General features: G+C 37.4%; 15 protein-coding genes. 10 read left to right on the top strand and 5 right to left on the bottom strand.

From position 1 onward, the window contains the following. Nucleotides 1-147 precede the first annotated feature (147 nt). The 3 genes from IEV57_RS13270 to IEV57_RS13260 are packed head-to-tail and all read right to left on the bottom strand — an operon-like array spanning nucleotide 148 to nucleotide 6,960. Nucleotides 148-1,290, bottom strand: a complete 1,143-nt coding sequence (locus IEV57_RS13270; RefSeq protein WP_188443529.1) for a caspase family protein — start codon at nucleotides 1,288-1,290, stop codon at nucleotides 148-150. Then, nucleotides 1,238-2,335, bottom strand: a complete 1,098-nt coding sequence (locus IEV57_RS13265; protein WP_188443528.1) for a caspase family protein — start codon at nucleotides 2,333-2,335, stop codon at nucleotides 1,238-1,240. Before IEV57_RS13265 ends, IEV57_RS13270 begins: the two co-directional genes overlap by 53 nt. 2 nt (nucleotides 2,336-2,337) lie before the next feature. Further along, the gene (locus tag IEV57_RS13260; RefSeq protein ID WP_188443527.1) at nucleotides 2,338-6,960 is read right to left on the bottom strand and encodes a hypothetical protein; all 4,623 of its coding nucleotides are present in this window, start codon (nucleotides 6,958-6,960) and stop codon (nucleotides 2,338-2,340) included. A 384-nt stretch (nucleotides 6,961-7,344) separates the two neighbouring features. Here IEV57_RS13260 and IEV57_RS13255 point away from each other — a divergent pair, with 384 nt between their 5' ends. From IEV57_RS13255 to IEV57_RS13225, 7 genes are all read left to right on the top strand, one after another. Then, nucleotides 7,345-8,772 (top strand): circularly permuted type 2 ATP-grasp protein, encoded by a 1,428-nt coding sequence (locus tag IEV57_RS13255; protein ID WP_188443526.1) that lies wholly within the window; start codon nucleotides 7,345-7,347, stop codon nucleotides 8,770-8,772. 6 nt (nucleotides 8,773-8,778) lie between these two features. Next, a complete protein-coding gene (locus tag IEV57_RS13250; RefSeq protein ID WP_188443525.1) occupies nucleotides 8,779-9,759 on the top strand; it encodes an alpha-E domain-containing protein in 981 nt (326 codons plus the stop codon). Next, nucleotides 9,756-10,502, top strand: coding sequence for a proteasome-type protease (locus IEV57_RS13245; RefSeq protein ID WP_188443524.1), 747 nt, complete (start codon nucleotides 9,756-9,758; stop codon nucleotides 10,500-10,502). The genes IEV57_RS13250 and IEV57_RS13245 overlap by 4 nt, the downstream gene beginning before the upstream one ends. Next, on the top strand, nucleotides 10,499-11,347 hold the full coding sequence (locus tag IEV57_RS13240; RefSeq protein WP_188443523.1) for a transglutaminase family protein: 849 nt from the start codon (nucleotides 10,499-10,501) through the stop codon (nucleotides 11,345-11,347). The genes IEV57_RS13245 and IEV57_RS13240 overlap by 4 nt, the downstream gene beginning before the upstream one ends. Before the next feature lie 75 nt (nucleotides 11,348-11,422). Further along, nucleotides 11,423-12,679: a metallophosphoesterase gene (locus IEV57_RS13235; RefSeq protein WP_188443522.1), complete on the top strand. Its 1,257-nt coding sequence runs from the start codon at nucleotides 11,423-11,425 to the stop codon at nucleotides 12,677-12,679. A gap of 69 nt (nucleotides 12,680-12,748) precedes the next feature. Beyond that, complete coding sequence (locus IEV57_RS13230; RefSeq protein ID WP_188443521.1) at nucleotides 12,749-13,117, top strand: DUF4174 domain-containing protein; 369 nt, start codon at nucleotides 12,749-12,751, stop codon at nucleotides 13,115-13,117. 126 nt (nucleotides 13,118-13,243) lie between these two features. Continuing rightward, nucleotides 13,244-13,477, top strand: a complete 234-nt coding sequence (locus tag IEV57_RS13225) for a hypothetical protein (RefSeq protein WP_188443520.1) — start codon at nucleotides 13,244-13,246, stop codon at nucleotides 13,475-13,477. Between the two features lie 67 nt (nucleotides 13,478-13,544). Here IEV57_RS13225 and IEV57_RS13220 read toward each other — a convergent pair whose 3' ends face one another. Continuing rightward, complete coding sequence (locus tag IEV57_RS13220) at nucleotides 13,545-14,927, bottom strand: hypothetical protein (RefSeq protein WP_188443519.1); 1,383 nt, start codon at nucleotides 14,925-14,927, stop codon at nucleotides 13,545-13,547. Nucleotides 14,928-15,161: 234 nt separating this feature from the next. On the opposite strand from IEV57_RS13220, the gene IEV57_RS13215 reads away from it, so the two are divergent. After that, entirely contained in the window at nucleotides 15,162-17,375 is a 2,214-nt protein-coding gene (locus IEV57_RS13215) for a S9 family peptidase (RefSeq protein WP_188443518.1), read from the top strand. Nucleotides 17,376-17,624: 249 nt separating this feature from the next. Here IEV57_RS13215 and IEV57_RS13210 read toward each other — a convergent pair whose 3' ends face one another. Continuing rightward, nucleotides 17,625-19,913 carry an acyl-CoA dehydrogenase family protein gene (locus IEV57_RS13210; protein ID WP_188443517.1) on the bottom strand — a complete coding sequence of 763 codons (2,289 nt, stop codon included), beginning with the start codon at nucleotides 19,911-19,913 and terminating at the stop codon, nucleotides 17,625-17,627. A gap of 164 nt (nucleotides 19,914-20,077) precedes the next feature. Between IEV57_RS13210 and IEV57_RS13205 the strand changes: the two genes are divergently transcribed. Both IEV57_RS13205 and IEV57_RS13200 read left to right on the top strand, forming a co-directional pair. Beyond that, a complete protein-coding gene (locus tag IEV57_RS13205) occupies nucleotides 20,078-21,745 on the top strand; it encodes an RluA family pseudouridine synthase (RefSeq protein ID WP_188443516.1) in 1,668 nt (555 codons plus the stop codon). Nucleotides 21,746-21,981: 236 nt separating this feature from the next. After that, nucleotides 21,982-25,218, top strand: coding sequence for a S41 family peptidase (locus IEV57_RS13200; RefSeq protein WP_188443515.1), 3,237 nt, complete (start codon nucleotides 21,982-21,984; stop codon nucleotides 25,216-25,218). The last annotated feature ends 113 nt before the right edge of the window (nucleotides 25,219-25,331 follow it).

Genomic DNA, 25,331 nt, shown 5'->3' with positions numbered 1-25,331 from the left:
ATACAGAGGTATAAAGATTTTCAGGTAATTCAGAACTGAATATACTTTTAGGAGGTATATAGAAATTTTTTTTGTAGCAATTGAAGGTTTAAAGGAAGTCGGTTAAGGTATAAGGCTATCAGCATATTTACACTGATAGCCTCTTTTTTATTTTTGAAAGATGTATTTATTTTTGAAATCATCTGTGGGAACACCTGCATAATTGATAATTGGCGCATTAGTTTCAATCAGAGAGTACCAACTAACAATATTTTGAATAACATTTTTTAAGTTTTCTTGAGTCTCCTCTTTACTTTCATTAGGGTAAGCACTCAGTAAATGAATATTGGTAATTAGTTCAATATAAAGATCTTTTAGTAATGATTTATTTTGGCTTTTTGCTATGTGAACAATTAAAGATTTTAGAGAAGCAAATTTATACTTGACTACAAAATCTTTTATTACTTTTGAATAAGCGCTGCAATGCTTAGTGCTTTCAGTTATTGTTTCAGCAAATCCTATTTCATCAGTTTTTAGTCGGGATTCGTACAGTTTTGCAATTTCATCTCTGAAACCTTCAAAAGTATACCAATCTAAAGTATAACCATAGATCCAGAATTCGGATACGATTAAATCCACCAAGATGCCGTCTACAATCTGATTATTATCTGCTGATGATGAAAGGTGAGCTATAGATGCAGTAATTGGAATATCACACTGATTTTTCAGCATAGCTTCCACTTTAGGCAGATCCCATGCAGCTTCATGTTTTATTATATCAAGAACTCTATTCACAAAATTTCCTTGAGCCTCTCTATTATTGTTTGGTTCGACAAAAGTGCCTCCGTGGCAGATATCTGTAAGGACAAAAACACGGACACCTGGTTTGAAAGCTTTCAATAAGAAATAGAATTCATCTTCTGAAATTTTCACATTTGGAGTAATAGTAAAGGAATTGATACCTTGTTTGATTTCTCCATGAGTGGCTATTGTAATAGCGACTACATCTCCTGATTTTGCTAAATTGGCGAGTTGCCAAATTGCTGCAATAAACAGTTGGTATCGTGTTTCATTTTCAGTCAATGTAATAACTAAGTCATATTTGAATCTCCTCAAAAACTCTCTTTCCCAATATTTAGCATCCCTTACAGCTTTTCTTAAACTTTTATCAAAAATAAATTCGTTTTTACCTACACAAAGTGCATAGGCCTTTGGTTTTCTATTTGTTGATTCTAGAGCCATTTTTACTAAGTTTAAATTATTTAAGTTTTGAACTTGCTTCTGAAATAAAATAATAACTGTAGATACCAAATATCCACTGTGCTTTGAAAGCGTCGACAGGAACTCCTGCAAAGTTTACGAATGGAGCTCCAAGGTGAGTTGCTTCATAGAAATCACGCCATCCTTTAAGGAATTTATCAAACTTAATTTTGTTTTTTTTATCATTGTAGCTATCAGACAAAGTTTCCAACTTTTTGAAGAAGTGAAACATGAAATTTGGGGAATTCCTATTTCTAGCTATCAGCTCATTTAGGTCTTCTTTTTGGTACTTCTCAAGCTGTTGTAACAAGTACTCCTTAATCAAGGGGTTGGTGGCACCATAGGTAGCTAGTTGGAAAGCATAAGACTGAACTTGTGATTTGTTGTGTTTTCTAAATTGGTTGTTGATCTCGCTAGTGAATTCTGTGATGTTGTGAAATGTAAAAGTGTATTTTTTGAATCTTTCTTCAATCTGATCCACGAGTATACCATCGTACACTACGTGCCTATCTGCACCTGAGGCGATATGTCCTACACATGAAGTGAGTTTAGTTTTGTTGAATTCAGTCAAAAGTTTATCCAACCGATCTTTCATTTGAGTAGGCCAATTGGTCATATAACCCTTGATCGTTTTTAATTCTGGATCGCTAATGGATGGATATCCTTTTGGTTCTACAAAAGTCCCTGAATGACAAGTATCAGATACGACTACAATTCTCACTAAGGGCTTGAAGGCCTTGAGGAGAACGTAGAAGACTTTTTCATTGAAGATTTTACAGTCACTACTGAAAATACTTGTTATATTTTTTTTATCAAGGGAAACCGCTCCATGTGTAGAAAATGTAATTGTGACGATATCTCCTGAGATAGCGAGATCGGCCAATAGGAAGATTGATGATATAATCCGCTCTAGGGTTGCATCTTTTGACTTTAAGACTATGGAGGTTTTGTAACCCATTTTTTTCAAGCCTTTGGACCAGTAGTCAGCATCTCTCTCACACTTGAATAGTGAGTCTAAGGATTTGAAATCATTGATTCCAATGAATAGCCCGAATCCTTTCGGGCTATTCAATCCATTTCTTTTCACAACTGCCATAATTAATCATTTGAGTCGTTTGGATCAATACTTTGGCCAGGACCTGTGCTGCTGTCCTGCTGTTCTGTAATGAACGGACTAAGGAAACTATGAAGGAATGGACTAATCTGACTTAAATTTGAATCTATTTCCTCTCTTGCTTCAATAATCTTTGGATCATTAAGATTGACATCCTCTGTATTGTCTGTTACTGCTGATTTTTTTTGGTTTGCTGAATCAGGGCTTCCCTCTGATTCCTCTTTCGGTTTTGAAGGTTTCTTAGCATCATGAGTAGGAAATTCGGCAGATACTGATGATCCATCAGGGTTTTTGATATTTATTTTACCTCCATTTTCACTACCGAGAAGTCTATCTACAATCCTTTTTGGAATGTCATTATTACCTTTGCTATCTTTTCCCTTTTGCTCGCCGATGAGATTTTTGTAATAATCTTCTACTAGCTTTTCTGCCTTTTCAGGATCTTTCACATTTCGTCTTATAGATTCTGCGACTAGATCGGCATTTTTAGGAATTTCAGCTGATTTGGCTAGATCAGCGGCGGTTTTCGCATACTCTACAGCTGCATTTGTTTGTAGCTTGAGCGCTTCTATTGCATTTTTCTGATTTTGATCTAAGCCTGTAAGGTTGTTAAATACGTCTTTTGATGTAACATTCTTCAAAGCTTCTGCAAGCGCATTAGGCAAAGCATAGTTTTGAGGAGTCATTTGCGAAATCATTGATTCTGACATGCCGCTTGGCTTGAGAATATCCCAATTTTCTGATTTCCTTGAATCCATAGACACAGGTTGTATAGCTGTAGGGCTATTTGGAATTGGCTTGTCCCATTCCCAATATCTGGTATTGTCTATTTTTTCACAAGAGTTACATGCACCCATGACAGCTTCCGCAAATACCCCTTTTGTAGGAATAGAAATTCTGAATGGAGTCTCTTTGAATCCTTTTTCAGGCATATAGTGAAGCATAAGTCTAGATACTTTTTTACCGTCGATTTCTACTTCATCATTAATATTTCTGAAATATGGATTGAGGTTATGGCCTTTTGCTACTGGCATAATAAGTGAGTTTCCAGCTATTCCTATAAGTCTGTTTTCAATGACTGAGGCTAGGCTGATCATATTTTTCTGGTTGGGATCGTCTCCAAATAGATACTGTGGCTCACCATTTCCAGGTCTGTAGGCTGGGTTTTCCCGTGGTGGTACTTCCACTTTGAACCCTTCCAATAGCATGAGTCTTCTGTCGGGATCCATTTGTACCCAGATAGCTTTGTGATAATATTCAATATTGCTATTGATATGGTCAAGAAGTTCATTTCTATTTCTCAGATCTTCAGCTCTTGGGGAGACCATTTCGCTTTCTGTCATTGGTGTTCTTACAGATACCGAACCCAAGGTCAAATCTGCTGAAGGTCTTGCATCACAAAGCTGAGCACTTAGATAGTCAGATTCATAATTTGCTTTGATATGATCCACGATTAGTCTGCTGCCATCTGGCAATGTGTCTGCATGGTCAGCGGTGATGCCAAATGAAAGAATATCTACTCTCTTAGCAATGCTGACATTAGATACACTGGTAAAAGTAAAATCAAAGATAGGTGGCTCACCATTTCTTACCCCTGTGCGGACATTACTTCTCCTTGTTAATGATATTCTCGCAGGAATTTCCTCGTGATTTGGCGTGCTAATGAATATTTTTATGCTAGCGGCAAACTGGCCAATGGCATTTACCTTTTGGATTTCTTCAAAAAATACACGCTCACGATCTTGGTCAAAAGCATTGTTGACTTTTATTCTGATGTCTTCGATTTCTGAAATGAAACCTAATTTGGCTCTCCAGTTTGCTCTATCTACATCTTGGTCTATGAATAAACTAGGAGGAATATTGACTAAACCCATGCTATTGTTTCCATTAGCAATCCGCTCGTATCTCTGAGCTAGGGCATCGTCCATTGGAACTAGAGCCTTGGTAGGGCAGGTGAATTGAATCTTTATTCTAAAGTTTCCCGATATCTTGACGATATCTTCATCACAGTATCTTGCCGAAGGCCGATTGTAGTAAACTTCAGAAGAGGGTCTTCCTAGGGAATTTATTTCATAGAATCTCCTGACAGAGTCAAATCCCTCTAGAAGCTTGCCGTATTGATATGCAGGAGCGCGAAGTGCAGGCTTGAGTAAATCTGCCCAACGCACTATTTTCGCATCATCAAATAAAGTGATAGTAAGTGGAATAAATAAGCATTCTTGTACATCCACTAGCTCGTTATACACAGCAAGGTGTCTCAATACCTCAAAATACTGAATCGTGATGGCGTGACAATGGTTGTAATTGCCAACGCTTTCAGTAGTGACTGTTGTAGTTTCACTTTGAGATACAGTAGTGATGACCGTGCTTCTTTGTGACCTGAGGGAAGAGGCATTTTGCATCGTTTTTTCACGTATGCTTTGCATATTGCTTGCTGAGAGGTTTCGGCTAGATGTCTGGGAAGCATCAGAGCTCGCAGAGCTTCTCCCGCCGCTTACACCACCACTGAAACCTACCTTTAGATTCACAGGTATACCGCCAATAGGGACGGCTGCGGCAGCACTCGTTGCGGAGCCACCACCAGCAGAAAATCCTTTTGTTTTGGCAGAGCTACTTGCCTCAATGTTTTCTTGTAAATTTGATCTTACAATTTCATTGATGTCTCTATCTTGGGAAAAGCTATTTGATAATGATTCTTTTACACTTTGGATTTCACTTCGGCTAGCGGTGTCCCTTCTATCCCAATCATGAATGGCGATTTGCTTCTGCTGACCAGGTGCAAGCGGTAATGAATAGAGCAAATCCCCCATACTGTACCCATGTGCTTTCCAAACCTGCCTAAAATGAAGCAAATGGCCATGTGCAATGCTAGCAGGCTGTACCAACGGAAGGGGAGAGTCCCATTGAATCTGATTTTCAATTGATATCTCGGATCTTGATAGTCCAAGGTGGTTTCTACTCAAAGCTCTTTCCCTAGTTTGACGAAGTCTTTGAAGTTCTGCCTGCATCCATTCAAGATTCATAATCGAATGGTCTGTCGCCGGACTTATAGGGTCATTCGCCGTAGGAGTGGGGGTGGGAGTAGAAGTTGATGAACTACTTCTGAAATTGGTTTGTAATGTGATAAAATGATTTAATTTTGCTTGGACACAAAGCCAAGATTGTGTGTTTGTGAAATTAAAATAATCAATAAGTTGACTTTCTCTTAATTTTCCGCTTGATGCCTCAGGGAAGCAGCTTGAAAAATGATTGGTGACAGAAGTTCTGATTTGAGGACTCAATGGCTCTCGTGATTGAGCATTGTTTATAATAGAAGCAAATACGTCTTCCAGTAATTGATATCTTGTTTTGTTTTGGGTGTTTCTGAAATTAGGGAAATTACCCGTGTTGATAAGATTCAATAAATTGGTGATTTCTGTAATAAAATAACTTGGTAAAGTTACATTCCTGCCAGAACCACCTGTGCTTTTGAGCTGGCTACCTGTATCACCTTGCAAATTGTCATTTTTTTGAGCTTCTTCAATGGCTCTTTCTAATTGTCTGATTTTGCCTTCTAGACTTTCAATGTATCCTGGAGCATTCATTACTTCTGGATCTGAAAGTCTCACGACAGAATGATAGGTAAATTCCTCTAGAGCGCGGTTAGGTGTTGTGAAATTGACACAAGATCCACCTATATCTTGTTGATACTGTGATTCACCACTCACCAAGTCTTCCATGTCTGGAAGTGTATTGGTTGGCGTGGATGCACTACCATGACATTCACAATCGTCATCATCTTGATGAGATACAGGATCATCATTATGAAGGATGCTAGACATCAAAAGCGTAAAAAGAGGAAATCTGCCTTCTTCAAGGATGATCTCTAGAAAATCATTTACTGCATTTCCAACCGTTGCAAATGCTGCCTGATAAACTTTATTAGGTACCTTTACATTGAATGTTCCCAATTGATCTGTTGTACCTGAGAGCAGTGGCTGGAGCTTAATGTCTTTGGTTCCAGTATCGTTCTTTTCTTCAACATAAATGACAAATGGTATATTTTTCAGTGAAGTACCATTTGATTCAATAACTTTTCCTTTTAACTGTCTATCCACAGAAGCTGGTAGTTTGACTACATGATCTGTATTTTCTTTTTCAACTCTTCTATCTTGAATTGCTTCCATTGAAACAGGTGCTACTTGTAAACTTTCGAGATTTCTTGCAGGTTTTATAGGAGCTAATTCGACAGGTTGATTGACTTCGTTGACTCTGGTGTCTTTTTCGAAATCTATATGCGTATGATTATTTTTAAGATCTACATTGAATCTAAGAATAGGTGAGAAATTAGACGTTTTATCCTTTCCTAAACATTTTTCAAACGTATCTTTTGATGGAATTAGAACTGATACAATATTGGCATTGCCACGCTTAACTAAAAGGGGGTAAGGAAAATAGCTGATCAATCTGATAAACTCTTCATTGATAGTCAGAAAGCCGTTTTGATCTATCAATTGACCATTTCCAGTAATTAGTTTTCTGTTTTCATCATAAAAGTAAACTTTTAGATTTTCAGTTAGAATTTCAGGTTCAGAAAAAACAAACCTCATTTTTAATAAAAGATTCATATGTAGTATTTGGTTTAAAATGATATTTGGCACCTAAAATAGGTAAATTAATAGATAAAATAAATAAAAAATATGCTTTTTAAGTAAAAATTTAAGTCAGAGAATCGGTTATTAAAAATTCAATTAATTATCTGTCAAATAATTGGTTTTGGGCTTAGATCCTTTTGCTGCCCTGAGATCGGATCACACTTTTTGAATGTTAAAATGTTATCATCCTTTGAGCCTATTTTAAGAAAATATCTAAACCGTAAAAAATTTTAAAAATTTTTGAATAAACTGATCTTTTTATATAAAAATGGTATTATAATGAGTTAAATATTGCGAGTTTGTTATTTTTTATTTAGATTAATTTTTATTAGTTTTTAACCTATTAAACGATACTTTATGGATATTAATGCTTACCAAATAAATGGTAACTATGATGAGATGTTCAAAGATGATGGAACTTGTCGAACACATTACAACTCGTTTTTGAGTTTAGTCAAAAAGACCAGTGCAAAGAAAATGGCTCAGCTCCAATTTACGGCAAACAAGACACAAGTTGCCATGGGGATGACTTTCAATGTCTATCATGACAATCAAGGAACTGAAAAGATTCTGCATTTAGATATCTTGCCACGAATTATTCCTAATTCAGAATGGAAACTCCTTGAGGCTGGTTTGAAGCAGCGTATTCATGCGCTTAATCTTTTCCTTCAAGACATTTATAATGAAAGGAAAATCCTTAAAGATGGTGTTGTTCCAGAGGATTTAATTTTAAATAGCAAAGACTACCTTAAACCTTGTATTGGACTCACTCCTCCAAAAGGCATTTGGTGCCATATTACTGGAACAGACTTGGTTCGTGACAAAAATGGGGAATACTATATTTTAGAGGATAATTTGAGATGTCCATCGGGTGTTTCTTATATGCTGGAAAGTAGAGAGATTATCAAAAGAGCCTATCCAGAACTTTTTAATTCGCTCGGTGTCATGCCAGTTTCTGATTATCCAGCGAAATTGCTCAAAATGCTTCAATATTTGTCTAATAAAGAAAAGCCTGTGGTGGGTGTTTTGACACCGGGGATATATAATTCAGCTTATTTTGAGCACTCTTACTTGGCATTGCAAATGGGAGTAGAGCTTGTTTCTGGAGTAGATTTGGTAGTGAAGAATAAAAAAGTATTTATGCAAACCACAAAAGGGTTAGAACAAATAGATGTGTTGTATAGAAGAATAGATGATACATTTTTAGATCCTTTGGCCTTCAATCCTGATTCTATGTTAGGGATACCGGGTGTTTTTGAAGCTTATAAAGCTGGTAATATTGCTTTTGCAAACGCGCCAGGAACAGGAGTTGCAGACGACAAGGCAGTTTATGCCTACGTGCCGAGAATTATTAAGTATTATTTAGACGAAGAACCTATTCTCAATAATGTGCCTACATATCTATGTAGAGAGAAAAAGGATAGGGACTATGTGCTAGAAAACATAGAGAAGCTTGTTGTCAAAGAAACCAATGCTGCGGGTGGTTACGGGATGCTTATCGGTCCCAAAGCAGATGCCGAAGAGCATGCGAAATTCAGAGAATTGATTAAAAATAACCCAACGAATTACATAGCTCAACCGACGCTTTCACTTTCCACAGTACCTACTTTGACCGATGAGGGGATGGAAGGACGTCATGTTGATCTTAGACCATACATTTTGTATGGAGAAGAGATTGAGGTGATTCCTGGTGCACTGACACGTGTGGCTTTGAAAAAAGGCTCACTGGTAGTCAATAGCTCTCAAGGTGGGGGCAGTAAGGATACATGGGTTTTATATAATTAAGAAGATATGTTAAGTAGAGTAGCGAATTCGATATATTGGTTGGGAAGGTATTTGGAAAGAGCCGAAAATTATGCCCGATTTATAGATGTCAATATCAATTTATCCATGGATTTGCCGCCTGACATGAGCGAGCAGTGGGAGCCTTTGGTATTGGCGACAGGAGATCACGAACAGTTCAAAACAAAAAATGTAGATTTCGACCGCGTCAATGTGATTCAATTCTTAGCCTTTGATTCAGAAAACTCAAACTCAATCATCTCCTCCATTAAATTTGCGAGAGAAAATGCGAGGATTATTCGGGAAAACTTGACTAAAGAAACCTGGGAGAAACTGAATGAACTCTACCATTTTGTAAATAAGAAAGCCACAAAAAAAGAATGGAAAACCGAAGACTTGAGGATTTTCTTTGAATCGGTTAAAAACCAGATTTTATTGCTTTATGGATTGGCAGAAAGTACCGTTGCTCGAACAGAAGGCTGGTATTTCCGGCAGCTAGGAATGTATTTGGAGCGCGCTGACAAAACTAGCAGAATCCTGGATGTCAAATATCACATTATTTTACCGTCATCAAGTATGATTGGCACACCTTTGGACTTCTTACATTGGACGGCTTTGCTCAAGTCAGTTACAGCATTCAATACCTATAGAAGAATTTATGGTAACATCGACTCTTCCAATGTTGTGGAGTTTTTGGTCTTGAATAAATATTTTCCTAGATCGATGTTTTACTGTCTGGTAGAAGCGGAAAAATGTCTTCATAAGATTTCGGGTGGAACATCTTCAGGATATTCCAATAGTGCTGAAAAATCCATAGGAGAGATCAGATCGAAGCTGGAATTTGCGGATGTATCTGATGTGATCAACTCAGGATTGCATGAATATTTGGATGATATGCAGCTTAGGATTAATAAAATATCAAATGAGATAGAAGGCAATTTCTTTCGAATAAAGGATAACTTTGTATCTCAAATCAACGAACAAGAATGACATTTTGCTTAGGTATTAAAACAAAATATGGAATTGTAGGTCTCTCAGACACTAGGATTACATCTGGAAGCGAGACCACCACTTCCAAAAAAGTATATACAGTAAATAAGGAAAAGCATTCTTTCTTTATCATGACATCTGGCCTGCGCTCTGTAAGAGACAAAGCAATAACATATTTTTCAGAGACTATAGAAGAGAGAGACGATCAATTCAATAAGCTTTACAAAGCTGTTAATGAATTTGGGGATCAAATCAAGCGAGTAGCTAAAGAAGACAAAGAGCATCTTGAGGAAGCGGGACTTTCTTTTAATTTATTTTCGATTATCGGGGGACAATTGGAACATGATAAATCTCCTAAGTTATACTTGCTTTATCCTCAGGGTAATTGGATTGAAATTAGGAGAGGAACACCATTTGTCATTATTGGCAATTCTGGAGGAGGAAACCCTGTTTTAAAAAGGTCTTTGTCTTACGATGAAACGTTAGACTATGCCTTGAAATGTGCCTTCCTTTCTTTTGATGCAACAAGGATTTCTGCCAATGATGTTGATTTTCCAATCGATACCGTCATTTTGGAAAATGATACTTACAATATCATTGAAAAGAGGTTCAATCAACAAGAATTGGAACATATTTCAGAATTTTGGAATGGAAGACTGAGAGAAGCCATCAGAGAACTTCCTGCTGAGGTCTTAAAAAAAGCCTTTGAAAAGGATACTCCTACAGAAAAAGCACTTTTATGAAATTGAAGATAGATCACTTATCACGATATACTTATCAAGAAAAAGTGAGTCTGAATCCTCATGATTTGTATTTGATTCCGCAGCAAAGAAGCTATATCAAAATCCTCGATTCTCAGCTTAATATTTCCCCAAATCCACTTGGAAAAAATGAACGGATCAATGCAGAAGGAAATCCTTTTTATCAAGTTTGGTTTGATGAGGAGACTTCGGAGCTTGTTGTGAAGTCAAGTTTGGAGCTTGAAATATCAAATTATAATCCTTACGATTTTATTCTTCAAAAAGAGGTTGTTTTCCCTTTTGATTTTTTTGTTTATCCAGATGCTTTCGAAGAATCATTGCGTTTGTTTATCAAAACGGAAGAGCGAAATGAACAGCTAAAACCTTACGTCCAAGGTAGCATAAATCAAAGCTCAGATTTCATTTCTTTTTTAACTCTTCTTGTAGCCAACATTCACAGAGATTGGAAGCATATCATCAGGATGGAGGAAGGCTTGATGACAGTAGAGGAGATGTTTGAAAAAAAGGAAGGTTCTTGCAGGGATTTGTCTTGGTTATTGATTCAGATGCTGAGAAGTGTTGGTCTTGCGTCACGTTTTGTCAGCGGCTATGCTTTCAATCCTGAATTGGAAGAGGGACACGAGTTGCATGCATGGGTTGAAGTATTTCTTCCCGGTGCAGGTTGGATCGGACTTGACCCAAGTTTAGGTCTTTTTGCAGATCAGAATTACATTCCTTTAGCATGTAGTTTTCATCCCCTAAATACACTCCCTATTTACGGAACCTATGGTGGAGGAGGAAGTTCCCATTTAACTTCAGAGGTGATTATCAAAGAAGTGAAAGAATAAAGCCAAGAGATTAATCTTTTCCGAACTATTCCTTAGTGATTCATGTATAATCAAAGCATTAATTGATAAACTGACATGAATCAAATCGGTGGGATAATTTTCCTTATTGTTATATTTCTATTTTCAACTTTTCTTAATTGGTATGTTTTTCAGGCCTTAAAAACCTTATTAGCAGATATTGAATCAGTGAAAATTAGAAATTATTCATTTGTTCTTTATTGGGTGATTTTTATAGGAATCACACTTTGGGTAGTATTTACATTTTACCAGATTTTTCAAGAGCGAGAGATAAGTACCGAAAATCAACAAGTACTCAATGTATTCCTCACAGTATTGGTTACTCAATTGGTTTGCGTGGTTTTTTTATTTGGAGAAGACCTGGTGAGAAATGCTCAAGCAGGATTTTCTTACATTTTCAATGGTAAAGAAGCAACTACATTTCCTTCAAGAGTAAAGTGGCTAAGTGTTTTGGCATTGACTGTCTCCATAATTCCCTTTACAAGCTTTGTGTATGGCATCACCAAAGGAAAATATAATTTCAAAGTACAGAAAGAAATTATCTACTTTGAAGATTTACCCGAAGCTTTTGATGGGTTTACTATCACACAGATTTCAGATATCCATTCAGGAAGTTTTACCAACTATGAGGCAGTTCAAAAGGGTGTGGACCTAGCCATTGCGCAAAATTCAGATTTATTTGTTTTTACAGGTGACTTGGTCAATCATCATGCGGATGAAATAGAACCAATGATTGATATATTCAATCAAATAAAAGCTCCTTATGGTCAGTTTTCTATCATTGGGAACCATGATTATGGGGATTATGTGAGTTGGAACTCAGCTGCAGATAAGGAAGCGAATTTCAAAAAATTCAAAGATCAGCATCGGAAATTGGGCTATAGACTGCTACTTGATGAGCATATTAAGATAGAAAAAGATGGTCAAGAGATCACATTGATAGGAGTGGAGAATTGGGGGGTAGGTTTCCAATCCAAGGGAGATCTTAAAAAGGCTATTGATGGAACTGCAAAGGATGATTTTAAAATATTGCTTTCTCATGACCCATCACATTGGGATAAAGAGGTGAAAAATAATCCGAATAAAATTCATTTGACATTATCAGGTCATACTCATGGAATGCAGTTTGGCATAGATACGCCACTTTTCAAATGGAGTCCTGTACAATATCGATATCCAAATTGGGCAGGATTAGTAGAAGAAGCGGGTAGGTTTCTCTATGTCAATAAAGGATTCGGATTTCATGCTTTTTCGGGAAGAGTTGGGATTTGGCCTGAAATTACTGTGATAGAATTGAGAAAGAAAGTGAATTAGTACATGTTTTCCTTTTGATTATTGATCATGAATATTCTTCTGATTAGCTTATTATTTAATTCACTAAACATGCAGGATACAGTGGGGAAACTTGACGACTTCAAGTGGAAAAATCGTTTAGTTTTATATTTTCCTCAAGATGAAAAAAGTGAATTCGAATTTGCTGATAGTTTGTTGGCTGAGTTGAAAGACAGGAAAGTCGCTTATTTCATTATCAAAGAAAAAAGCGTTGATTCTAATATTCCGATTAGGTTCTCAGAGAGTTATCAAAAAGCGCTTTTAAAAAGATATAAGATGGGCTCCAAAACAGATTGTTTTGTTTTACTAGGTTTGGATGGAGGAGTAAAATTAAAAAGAGAAGGAGAGTTGAATTGGACTTTGATTATGAAGACAATCGATTCCATGCCAATGCGGATTTCAGAAAAGAAAAATAATTAATTTTTATATAATTTTAGCAGTAATAAATATTGTCTATCCATTAATTAGTCAAAAAATACCTACAAGTAGGTATTTTTTTTGATCGATTATGAACATACTTTTAGCTTCTAATTATAAAATTACCATATGAAATTCTTTTATCTTAGTTCAGTGAGTAATGCTGATGGTTTTTACCAAATACACGAAAGAGATTGTTCAAACATTCCCGACCCTTTAGAAAGAGATTATCTAGGACCATTCAATAATGGCGAAGAAGCTCTCAGAAAAGCCAAAAAAATGAATCCCGATGCTATTACCTGTTCCAATTGTTGTGTGAAAAATGGTATTCCTCGAAGTAGTGAAATAAAAGAGAAAAAGTAATTTGATTTACTATTAAATAAAACTAACCCACATCCTTGAAAGACGTGGGTTGGTTTTTTTGATATTCTTAAAAGGTCAGATTAAAGTTGATAATCGGCGTTGAAAGCTGTGAGTATGAACTCATGATTGTAGCTTTGGATTGTAGCTGCTGATTGAGAATATAATTCTCTGGGTGGAACTTTAAAGAATATTTAATGTCCCCGCTTAAGCTTTGTCGGGAAAGATTGAAGTTTAAATTTTCTTTCTTATACTTTGCAAATAGATATTCTTGGGTGATCAAAGCAAAGCCTGAGGCTACACCCAATACTACTACTGGGGAATCACTTTGGGCTAAAGCAGTAACCCCAAGACCTAGAAGCGCCGCGCCACCAGAAGCATAATTAATTGTACTGCCTTGTCTTGCTGTAAGATTAACTCCTTGTGTATTTTTTTGACCTATATATGTTCCTAAAATTCCCATACCAGCTGGGACTAAAAGTAAGACTTGATCACCACCATTTTGAGCAATTTGAGTCGAGATGGCGAAACCGAAACCGACACCGACAGAACTCATATTAGTAGCATACCTGCTATCGCCTCTAGTATAGGGATATTTCTTTGAGGCCATGTTTCCTAAGGCAAGTCCAGCTGTTGTACCAAGTATTGATGCAATACCAAATGGCCTTCCAGTATCACCATCGGCAGCAGCGGCTATAGACAATCCTGAAAACGCTCCTAAAACACCATGATGCCGCATAATTTCAATGTGACCATCTGAGTATCTTCTGTTTTTTTGCATTTGAAAAGCTACCTCTCCTAAGGCTATACTTCCAACTGAAGACATAATGAATGCTGCTTTCCCTTCATTGTTAGGATAGTTTCCTCCAGCCACTACCAAACCCAGAGAACCACCATATATCAAACCTAGAAATTTACCAGCATTACCCGCCCTAACAACAGAGCGATCAATATTTTCATATTTTTTTGGATTAATAATTGGACCTAATGCCCACAAACCACCTGTTATTAAAGGAATCCCTACTATTCCTGCATTGTCTATCTCGAATAATGATACCAGACTTGCCCCATAATATAAACCATAGCCAACGCTTACGGCTCGATCAATTCCTCTCCATTCAAATTCCTCAGGCTGTGTTTCGATTCTTTTAGGAGCAGTTAATTCTCTATCCCACTGAACTTTCATTTTTTGATAAATTTCTTTTTCATACTCAGAAAGCTTTGCGTAGTAATTATTGAGATAATCCTCGAAGTCTAATAGATAAGAGATCTCTTCATCAGAAATAGAATCGCCCACAGCTTGCTTGAGCTTGATGGTCTTATAAGTTTGCTTATTAGACTCTTCCCAATATCCTCGAGCGGTATAGATTCCCTGAGCTGAGGATTGAATTTGAAATCCAAAGACCAATAAAAATAAGCTTAGGAAGAAAGTGCTTTGTAAAGTTTTTGTCATTACTAAAATGTTTATTATGATTGAATTAGGATTAAAGCTACAAATTAAATCTGTTGAAATTCACCTGATAATTAAAATTTTAACTACAAATTTTTACGAATTCATTTGATTTTAGTTTTTGGAGAAATGATATTTAAAAAATTGTCAGTCAAAAGAAAATGAAACGGTTCATCACAAAAGAGATAGTAATTCAAGAAAATCATTTCTATTTTCCCTTCATACAAAATGTTTATTATGAAAAAACGCTACACCTTTAGTTTTATATTCTTGCTGCTTATATCTATTCAAGTGGATGTATTTGCACAAAAAACACGCTTCACGATAGCTGATGCCATTAAGGTAAAGTCTATCAGCAGTCAAAATCTATCAGATGATGGGAAATACCTAGCAGGCTTAATCGCTGATGGCAGTGCCCGATTCGATGTGGATCATTTTAGATTTCAAGATCCAAGTTATGTCAATGTCTCGGCAGGAGATTTTGTCATTATCCATACAGCAACTTTAGAAGAAATAAGGCCTTATAAAGATGCAGCCAAAGTAACTTCAATTTCTTGGGCGCCAAATAGCAAGGAGCTGGTGTTTTTAGAACAAAAAGGGGAGTCTTTGCACTTGATGCACTTCGATGTGGAAAGAAAGAGATTGAAGGAAATCAAGATTTCTGGAACGCCACTTTTAGCAAACTCGTCTTTGACTTGGACTCCAGATAGTGAGGCAGTGATTGTTAATGCAAGAGAAGCTTCATGGATGGAACGTGCCATGACGCTATACAATGAAGCGACAAAAGGACCAATTGTCGTTTATGATGGAAACAAACCGTTTTTGAAGTGGGATGAAATCAGGAATACAAACAGTCTGACTACTATCCTCAAAGTGAATAAGAACAATGGTGCTGCTGTAAAGCTATTGGAAGAGTCTAATTACTCTGGGATAAATATTTCAGAAGATGGCCAAAATCTAATTTTCAGCGAAACTCTCCCTACCAAAACTGCCTACGTTCGGAATGAAGGAGCGGATTACCAAGTCGCTTACAAGATGCTTTCAAATCCTGATTCCACTTATTTGTTGTATAAAAAGAACAAGCAGAGAAGGAATTTCAATTGGTCTGATTCGAAATCTAAGTATGCCTGGGTTGATTCGGGTCAGGTGTACATCCAAACACTAGGAACTGATGATGTTAAGAATTTGACAAAAGGAAAAGCTTATTCCGATGAAGAAAAGAAAAAGGAAGTGAAGTTTTCAATCATGACCTGGAGTCCACAGGAAGGAAAATTATTATTAAGTTCTGATAAAGGATATTGGTTGGTAGATACTAATGGTGAGGACTTAAAAATGGTTTATGAATTTCCAAAAGACAAAGAAAGTGCTCCTAGCTTAAATTTTGAAAATTGGTCAAAGGACGAACGCTACCTGTATTTCAGCTACAGTGATAAAAATGAATGGAAAAGAGGCTTTGTGAAATTTGACCTAGCCGAGCAGAAAATGGAAGACATTCGAATAGATAAAAATCTTTATTCAGGTGTTCAGTTTGCCAAAAATTCTGAGGTAGTGGTTTTGAATCTTTCAGATGGGAATATGCCTTCAGACGTGGTTGTGACAGATTGGAGTTTCAATGAAATGCAAACGCTGACTAATTTGAATCCATGGATGAACGAAAAGAAATTAACCCGTTCAGAGTTAATAACTTATAGAAATGTAGATGGAAAAGAGTTGAAGGGGATTTTATATTACCCTGTAGATTATGAAGAGGGAAAGAAATACCCTTTGGTATGTGAAGTTTACGAAGGTTTTTTTGCGAATGGTTACAATAGAAATATGAATTTATTTGCCAATCAAGGTTATTTCGCTTTGCGTCCTTCGGTGGATTTAGAGATGGGTTATCCCGGTGAAGCTTGGGTAAAAGGCATTACTGCAGCGATCAACAAACTGGTAGACGAAGGAAAAGTAGACAACGATAAAGTGGGTGTTCAAGGTGGAAGTTACGGTGGTTATGCAACTTCATTATTGATCACACAGACAGACAGGTTTGCAGCAGCGATCAATATTTCTGGAAAGGTAAACATCATGAGTTTCTTGGGAGATAGTCCTAAGATTGGAACGAGAAATTATACTGCTGCCGAATATGGACAGGATAGGATAGGAGGAACACTTTGGGATGAACCTTTGAAGTATTTGGCGACAACAGCTGTGCTTTATGCTGATCGGATCAAAACTCCACACATGATCATGACAGGTGAAGGTGATTGGAACGTACCTGGAACTAACTCGAGAGAGCTTTATTACGCCATGAGACGATTAGGAAAAGACGTGGTATGGGTTAACTACCTCAATGGCGGTCATGGTGCAGGAGCTGCTTCAAACGAAAGCGATTTTCACGATCACTGGAACAGAGTCTTTGAATTTTATGAAAAACATTTTAATAAAGAGAAAAAGGACGGAGATGATAAATAATTTCTAATATGATTATTCGCAATGAAACCTGTATGCATATTTATCACAAATGATCTTGCGAATAACCTTATTTCCGCCACAGGGCACGAGCGTTATTAGTCGATTAGTAATTAGTGAATCAATTACTTTAAAATAAACTACTTTGTATGGCTACTGCTGTGAAAGCGGATATACGTATACTTATATTTAAAAAATGAAAAACCTGCTTCTTAGTTAAATGAAGCAGGTTTTTTTGTGTTCGGGTTGGATTTAACACCTTGCTATTGGAGCGGCGATACAACTTTCAGGAATATCAAAAGCATCTGTCAGTGCCAAAGCATTTTTCCGCACTTCCCAGCAGAGTTGATTGACTTCCTTTCTTATTGCTTTGGTTTTGACTCCTTCCATATATCCTTGCTCGAGGTACCAACCTCGATTTTTTTCGATTGTATGAAGTGCGTATAGTTGACAAAGTTGTAATAGCGCATCTCTGCATTCAACATCATTGGTATCCATGACCTCTTTTTGAAACTCTTCTAAAATTACCCTTTCAATATAGGCCTGACCAACATTGACCAAATGATGCTGCACCACATTGAAGGCATCAAAAGAATCCATTCCATCGTCAATATGCTTCTTGATCCTTTGTGCCGCACTTGACAAAATCGCCCTTTCGCGGTATTTGAAAGCACTAAGATGAAAATCCATATCAAGCAAATGGGTTTGATCGGTACTTCTGATGATAAGTGGGTTCTTTTCCGTAATGGATGTTTTCGCCTGATTGGTGATATAATTGAAAATGGTGAACATATTCATGTCGCCAAACTCCTGTCTAAATTCTGTTAATCGATTCTTAGCAACAAGCTGCATCAAGACCACATTGTCGCCCTCAAAAGTGGTGTAAACATCAGTATCGTTTTTGAGTGCATCGATTCTATTTTCAGACAAGTAGCCTTTTCCTCCGCAAGCTTCCCGACACTCTTGAAGAGTAGTAGTGGTGAAACTGGTAGCGTATGCTTTCAACCCAGCTGCCAATGCTTCGATTTCCTGAGCTTCTTCTTCTGTTCTTTTGAGAAAACGCTGAGTAAGATACCGGAGAGCAAAATGAAGCGCATAAGAAGTAGCCAAAGGTGGCATCAACCTTCTTTGATGCATTCTATAATTCATGATAGGCACTTCTTCTCCACCCTCAGGACCAAATTGTTTTCTTTTTTCGGCATGTCTGATGGCTATGGTAAGTCCTGTTTTAGTTGCTGACACAGCCGATCTAGGAATACCAATTCGCCCACCAACAAGCGTTCCAAGCATAGTAAAAAATCTTCTGTTATCTGAATTGATCGGGCTTTCAAATTCACCTGCTTCGTTTACAGAAGCAAATTTATCCAACATATTTTCCTTTGGGATTTCCACATTGTCGAAGTAAATCACGCCATTATCGACGCCATTTAGACCCATCTTCCTCCCGCAATCTTCGATTTTCACACCGTGCACCATTTCACCTTCTACATTTCGTAAGGGCACAACAAAGGCATTGACACCATAATCCTCTCCATCGATGATCAATTTTGCAAACACGGTAGCCATCTGTCCATGCAAGGCAGCATTTCCTATATACTCTTTTCTGGCATCAGGATTTGGTGTGTGGATGATGAAAGTTTTCTTATCGTGATCATAAGTTGCTGTAGTTTCCAGCCCTCTTACGTTTGACCCGTGACCTGTTTCAGTCATAGCGAAGCAACCAGGAAGTTTAAGACTTCCGATATCCTTGAGGTATTTTTGATGATGCTTGTCTGTTCCCAAGAAAAAAACACTCATTCCCCAAAGGCCAAACTGCACACCAAACTTAATCACCATACTCAAATCATGGTAAGAGAGTGTTTCCATGATGGTGAAATACCCTTCCATGTCGTCCTTTCCATTTGCATATTTTGGAAAAGCCCATGCCCCAAAACCTTGATCAGCTAAATCTTTGCACCACTGCAATACCTGCTCTCTTTGCTCCAGTAAGCTATCATATTCTTTGTAAGCAAATGATGGATCAGTAATGACAGCTTTTACTTTCTTGATCAAATCAGCTTGATTACCATCTAAAAGTGCCGTCATCTTGCCAATATCAAAATTATAGGCTTTTTTATGCGCTGTGGTGATAGTTTGATGTCCTGATTTGAAAGCGTATCCTGCTTCTCTGCTTAATAAACCTAAGGCTAATTCTGCTTCCTTGAAATCATCGATTATAGCTTTTTCGATTTGTATTGAAGAGTCATGCTTTTTTGCCAAAGCAATTCCAATCTGAGAAAGGTCTTCTAAATTCTCCAGTTTTAGTTCTTTGATTTTATTCTTCCAAGATTTCAATTCCTTGGATTTTGGAGGTTTAGCAGGATTGATGTTTTTTAGAAGCCATTCTTTCTCGTGATTTTGAAGCCATTTCTGACTGTCAATCAATTTTTGCATTTCCAAAACCTCCGTTGGCGTCAAAACACTATCTGCCCAAAGGGTGTAATATAAAGGAAGAAAAATATACAATTTTGGGTTCTTTTGAAGTTCTTCTGCGTTAATCATAAGTTTAAAATTGATTTACTTAAATATACTCAGTTTAAACGAATAGGTTCTCATTTCATTGAGATAGTACATGATACAAAGTTTGATATTGCTTAAGAATTATGAATTTTTAGAAGAAACCAATTTATCATCCTACATTTGTTTTCCAATAGAAATTATATTCAGTGTCCGATAGATTTATCCCTTTTCACAAACCCATTGCAGGAATAGAGATTCCAATAAAATTCACTTATCCTTTTTACTATGAAGCACATCCTTTGGCTATCCAAGCAGCCGAACAGCTTCAAGTATATCTTCAAAATCAGAGTGACTGGAAACATAATTTTGGTTTAAATCCAGCTGATTCGGGTTTGGTGATTGGGAAGATGTTTGGTGTTTTGGTCGTTCAAAATGAGCATTCAGAATTTGGCTTTTTAGCTGCATTTTCGGGGAAACTTGCGGATAGCAATGAGCATGATTATTTTGTCCCACCTGTATTTGATATCCTCAAAAAGGATGGATTTTTCAAAAAAGGAGAGTTGATAGTAAATGGAATCAATCAAGAGATTGAAGTAATTGAAGCAGATCAGGAATACATTTCTTTGAAAGAAGAATGGATGAAGACTGAAAGAATAGCTTCTGAAGAGCTTGCTTTGAAGAAGGAGGAACTCAATGCTGCGAGAAGATTGAGGAAAGCCAAAAAGAAAGACCTTGCTCAAACTTTGACTGCGATCGAATATGAAAAGCTACTTGCTGAGCAAGTTGAAGAGAGTCTGAAAAACAAATACTTTTTTAATCTTTTGGTAAAAGAATGGGATGAAAAGCTGGAAGAGTTGAAGTCTAAGCTGAATGTTTACGAAGAAAAGTTACCACAGCTCAAGCAAGAAAGGAAAGATTTGTCAAATAAGCTTCAGCAACAGATTTTCGATCAGTATCAGTTTTTGAATATCAGTCAAAAATGGAAAAGTTTGAGAGAAATATTTGCAGAGGAACTTCAACTACCCATCCCGGCAGGTGCTGGTGAGTGTGCTGCTCCTAAATTATTGCATTATGCATTTTTGAATAATTTGAAGCCTGTGACGATGGCGGAATTCTGGTGGGGACAATCCCCAAAATCTGAGATTCGGAAACATGGAGAATTTTATCCCGCCTGTCGTAGTAAGTGTTTACCGATCTTGGGACACATGCTTTCCGATATCGATGTAGAGGACAATCCACTCTTGAAGAATCCTGCTGAAGGGAAGAAACTCGAAATTATCTTTGAAGATGATGTATTGATGATTGTCCATAAACCTGCGGAATTCCTGTCTGTTCCCGGAAAGAACGTAACAGATTCGGTCCAAAATAGAATTTTGGAACAGCATCCTGAGGCGATATTGGTTCATCGCTTAGATCAAAGCACCTCGGGAATTATGCTTATTGCCAAAAACAAAATCACCCATCAGCAACTTCAAGCTCAATTTATCAAGCGAACTGTTGAAAAGCGCTATGTGGCCGTATTGGATGGTAAAATTAAGGAGAAAGAAGGGATTATAGACTTGCCTATTCGTGTTGACCTAGACAATAGACCACAGCAGATGGTCTGTTATCAATATGGGAAACCTTCACAAACCAAATTCAGAGTTTTGAGTGAGTCGGACGGCTTGACTAGAATTCAATTTATTCCTATTACAGGAAGAACACATCAATTGAGAATGCATGCTGCCCACCCAAGTGGATTGGGAGCTTCGATTTTGGGTGATGATTTGTATGGAAAAAAAGCAGATCGTTTGCATTTGCATGCAGAGTTTTTGGCTTTTACGCATCCTGACAGTAAAGAACGAATGGAGTTTGAAGTTCAGGCGGAGTTTTAAGATTTAGCGATGTTTGACTCTATGATTATCCGCTCCTGAACAGCCATCATCTAGCGGACAATATCAGCTCATTGATAGCTGATCAATTGATAACTTTTCAATATTATCTGTAATTGTTGAAATGATTTTTTTACATACCTGATATTTTGTGGATGATCATTTCCCCATTAATGTAAAAATCTCTTTTCACTGGCGTTAAATTCACTATTTTTAGATTCTAATTATAAACGATATATATGAAATTCATAAAAATTTACTTGAGTTTATTGCTCAGTGGAGTCGTAGGATTAGCATCTGCACAGGATGCACCTAATTGGCTCAGACATTCGGCTATTTCACCAGATGCTTCTAAGATTGCATTTACCTACAAGGGTGATCTGTACACTGTACCGACATCGGGAGGAAAAGCAACCCAATTGACTTTCCATGAGGCGCATGATTTTATGCCTGTATGGAGTAAAGACAGTCAGAAAATCGCTTTTGCATCTGACCGCTATGGTAATTTTGATGTCTTTATTATGGATGCTGAAGGTGGTGCCGCTACTAGATTGACTTATCATTCTAGCGATGAAATGCCCTACACTTTCTCAGCGGATGGTCAAACGGTAATTTTTGGTGGTGTTCGTCAGGATTTGGCAGAGCATAGACAGTACCCAACAGGTTCTCAGCCAGAATTGTATCAAGTGCCGGTGAAAGGTGGTAGAATAGATCAAGTTTGGACATTGCCAGCTGAATATGTGAAAGTTAGTGCTGATGGAAAAAAGATGATCTATCATGACAAGAAGGGTGGAGAAAACGAGTGGAGAAAAAGACATCAATCTGCGATCACCAGAGACATCTGGGTGTACGATGTAGCTAGTAAAAGTCATAAGATGCTGACAAGCTTCGGTGGTGAAGATAGAAATCCAGTTTTCGCACCAGGGGAAAAGGATATTTATTACCTATCTGAAGAGAATGGAAGTTTCAATGTTTTCAAAATGAATTTGGAAAACCCATCTCAAAAGAAAGCCTTAACGGAGTTGAAAGATTTCCCGGTGAGATTTTTATCCATCGCTGAAAATGGAACCATGTCATTTTCTTATGATGGAGAGCTTTATACATTGAAAGAAGGAGAAAGCCCGAAAAAAGTTCAAGTGTCTATCAAGACTCAGCCAATAAGTAACACCGATAGTTATATTTCCATTAATGGAGGAGTAAGAGAAATGTCGATTTCACCTGATGGGAAAGAAATTGCATTTATAGCAAGAGGGGAAGTGTTTGTGACATCTGTGGATGGCTCCTTAACAAAAAGAATTACCAATACACCAGAACAAGAGCAATTTGTACAGTTTGCTCCCGATGGGAAGTCGATTGTCTATGCGAGTGAAAGAGATGGGAAGTGGAGAATCTATCAAGCAAAAAAGATAAGAGATAAAGAAGAGCCATTTTTCTATGCGAGTACATTGATTCAGGAAGAGCCTTTGGTTTCTAATGAATTTGACAATTACCAACCGATCATTTCTCCTGATGGAAAGAAATTAGCCTATATCGAGGCAAGGAGAAAGTTGATCGTGATGGATTTAGCATCTAAAACTTCGGTAACATTGATGGGGCCTGAGCATTTGATGCACATGCGTGATGGAGATCAATATTTCAATTGGAGTCCTGATAGCAAGTGGCTTTTGGCATCTTACAGACCTACGATGGCCAATGGTGAGATTGTATTGCTTGATGCAACTGGCAAAAAACCTATGGAAAATCTTACTCAAAGTGGTTATGGAGACAGAAGTGCCAAATGGGTCAATGGAGGCAAACAAATGCTTTGGTTCTCGAATAGAGATGGCTTGAAGGGTTTTGCCACAAGTGGTGGAGCGCAAAATGATGTTTACACGCTTTTCTTTACCAAAGATGCCTTTGAAAAATTCAACTTAAGCAAAGATGACTACGACTTGATGAAAGAAGTAGAGAAAGCTAACAAAGGTGGAGAAGAGAAAAAGGATGAAAAGAAAGACGAGAAGAAAGATGATAAAAAAGTCGAGGAGCTTAAGTTCGATTGGGAAGACTTGAAAGAGCGCAAAGCTAGATTAACAATTCATTCTTCTTCTTTAGGTGATGCAGTCTTGGATAAGGAAGGGGAGAAACTTTATTATCTAGCCAGATTCGAAAAGGGAATGAACCTTTGGAGCACTGATCTGAGAACCAAGGAAACCAAAATGGAATTGAAGCTTGATGCTGGAAGTGGAAGTTTGGAATGGGATAAGGAAATGAAAAATCTTTATCTCTTGAGTGGTGGTAGCATTGCCAAAATTACAAACATTGGAACAAAGCGCGAAGCTATTAAGATTTCTGGTGAAATGAGTATGGATACTGAAGCGGAAAGAGCGCATCTTTTTGAACATATCAAAATCAGAACACAAGGTGCATTCTACACTCCTGATATGCATGGGGTAGATTGGGAAGCTTTGGCTACATCCTACGAAAAACATTTGCCACATATTGGTAATGGCTATGAGTTTGCAGAAATGCTTTCAGAACTGATAGGTGAATTGAATGTCTCTCATGCTGGAGCGAGATACAACAGAAGTATTCCTCAGGCTGACGCAACAGCATCTTTAGGGATATTTATGGATTATACACATAAAGGTCCTGGAATTAAGATCAGTGAAATCATCAAAGGTTCACCTTTAGATAAATCTAGCATCAATGTGAAAGCTGGAATGATCATCGAAAAAGTGGATGGAGAATTGATCGCCTCTGATCGAGATGTCGCACAGTATTTCAATAGAAAAGCAGATAAGTTTACACTTCTAGAAGTAGTAGACCCAAGTAATGGAAGCCGTCAACAGATCACTGTGAAACCAATTTCTATTGGCGAAGAGAACAGATTGCTTTACACCCGTTGGGTAAAAAAGAATCAAGAAGAAGTTGAGAAATTATCTGATGGAAAATTAGGCTATGTCCATATTCCAGGCATGTCTGATGGACCTTACAGAAATACCTACGAAGAAATGATGGGTAAATTCCATGACAAAGAAGGTGTGATTGTAGATACCCGCTTCAATGGTGGAGGAGATTTGGTTGCAGATTTGGCAATGTTCTTTACAGGTGAAAAATTCATCACCTACGCTACTGAAGATAGAGATTTGGGTTATGAACCAACTTTCAGATGGACTAAGCCAACTTTGGCGATGTTCAATGAAGCAAATTACTCTGATGGACATTGTTTCGCTTGTGGTTATACTGACTTGAATATTGGAAAAACAGTAGGAATGCCTACTCCAGGAACATGTTCCTTTGCAGGATGGGAATCTTTACCTGACGGAACCAGATGGGGTGTAGTGCCAGTCTCTGCTAAAAATAAAGCAGGAGAGTGGATGGAAAACAATGAAACAGCACCTCAGTTTCAAGTGAAAAATATGCCAGGTAAAATTGACAAAGGCGTAGATCAGCAGTTGGAAAAAGCCGTTGAGGAATTACTGAAGGATGTAAAATAGGTGATGTTCTTTATAAAAAATCCTTCATCTAAGTGAAGGAATTCAAACCAAAAAGAGACCCGGTCGCAAGATCGGGTCTTTTTACTCGAAGAGATATTGAATATGAAACTAAC

The organism is Belliella aquatica, from assembly GCF_014637795.1.
Lineage (GTDB): Bacteria > Bacteroidota > Bacteroidia > Cytophagales > Cyclobacteriaceae > Belliella > Belliella aquatica.
Note: the sequence above shows the minus strand (reverse complement) of the source record. Positions and strands in the feature narration are given on the sequence as shown.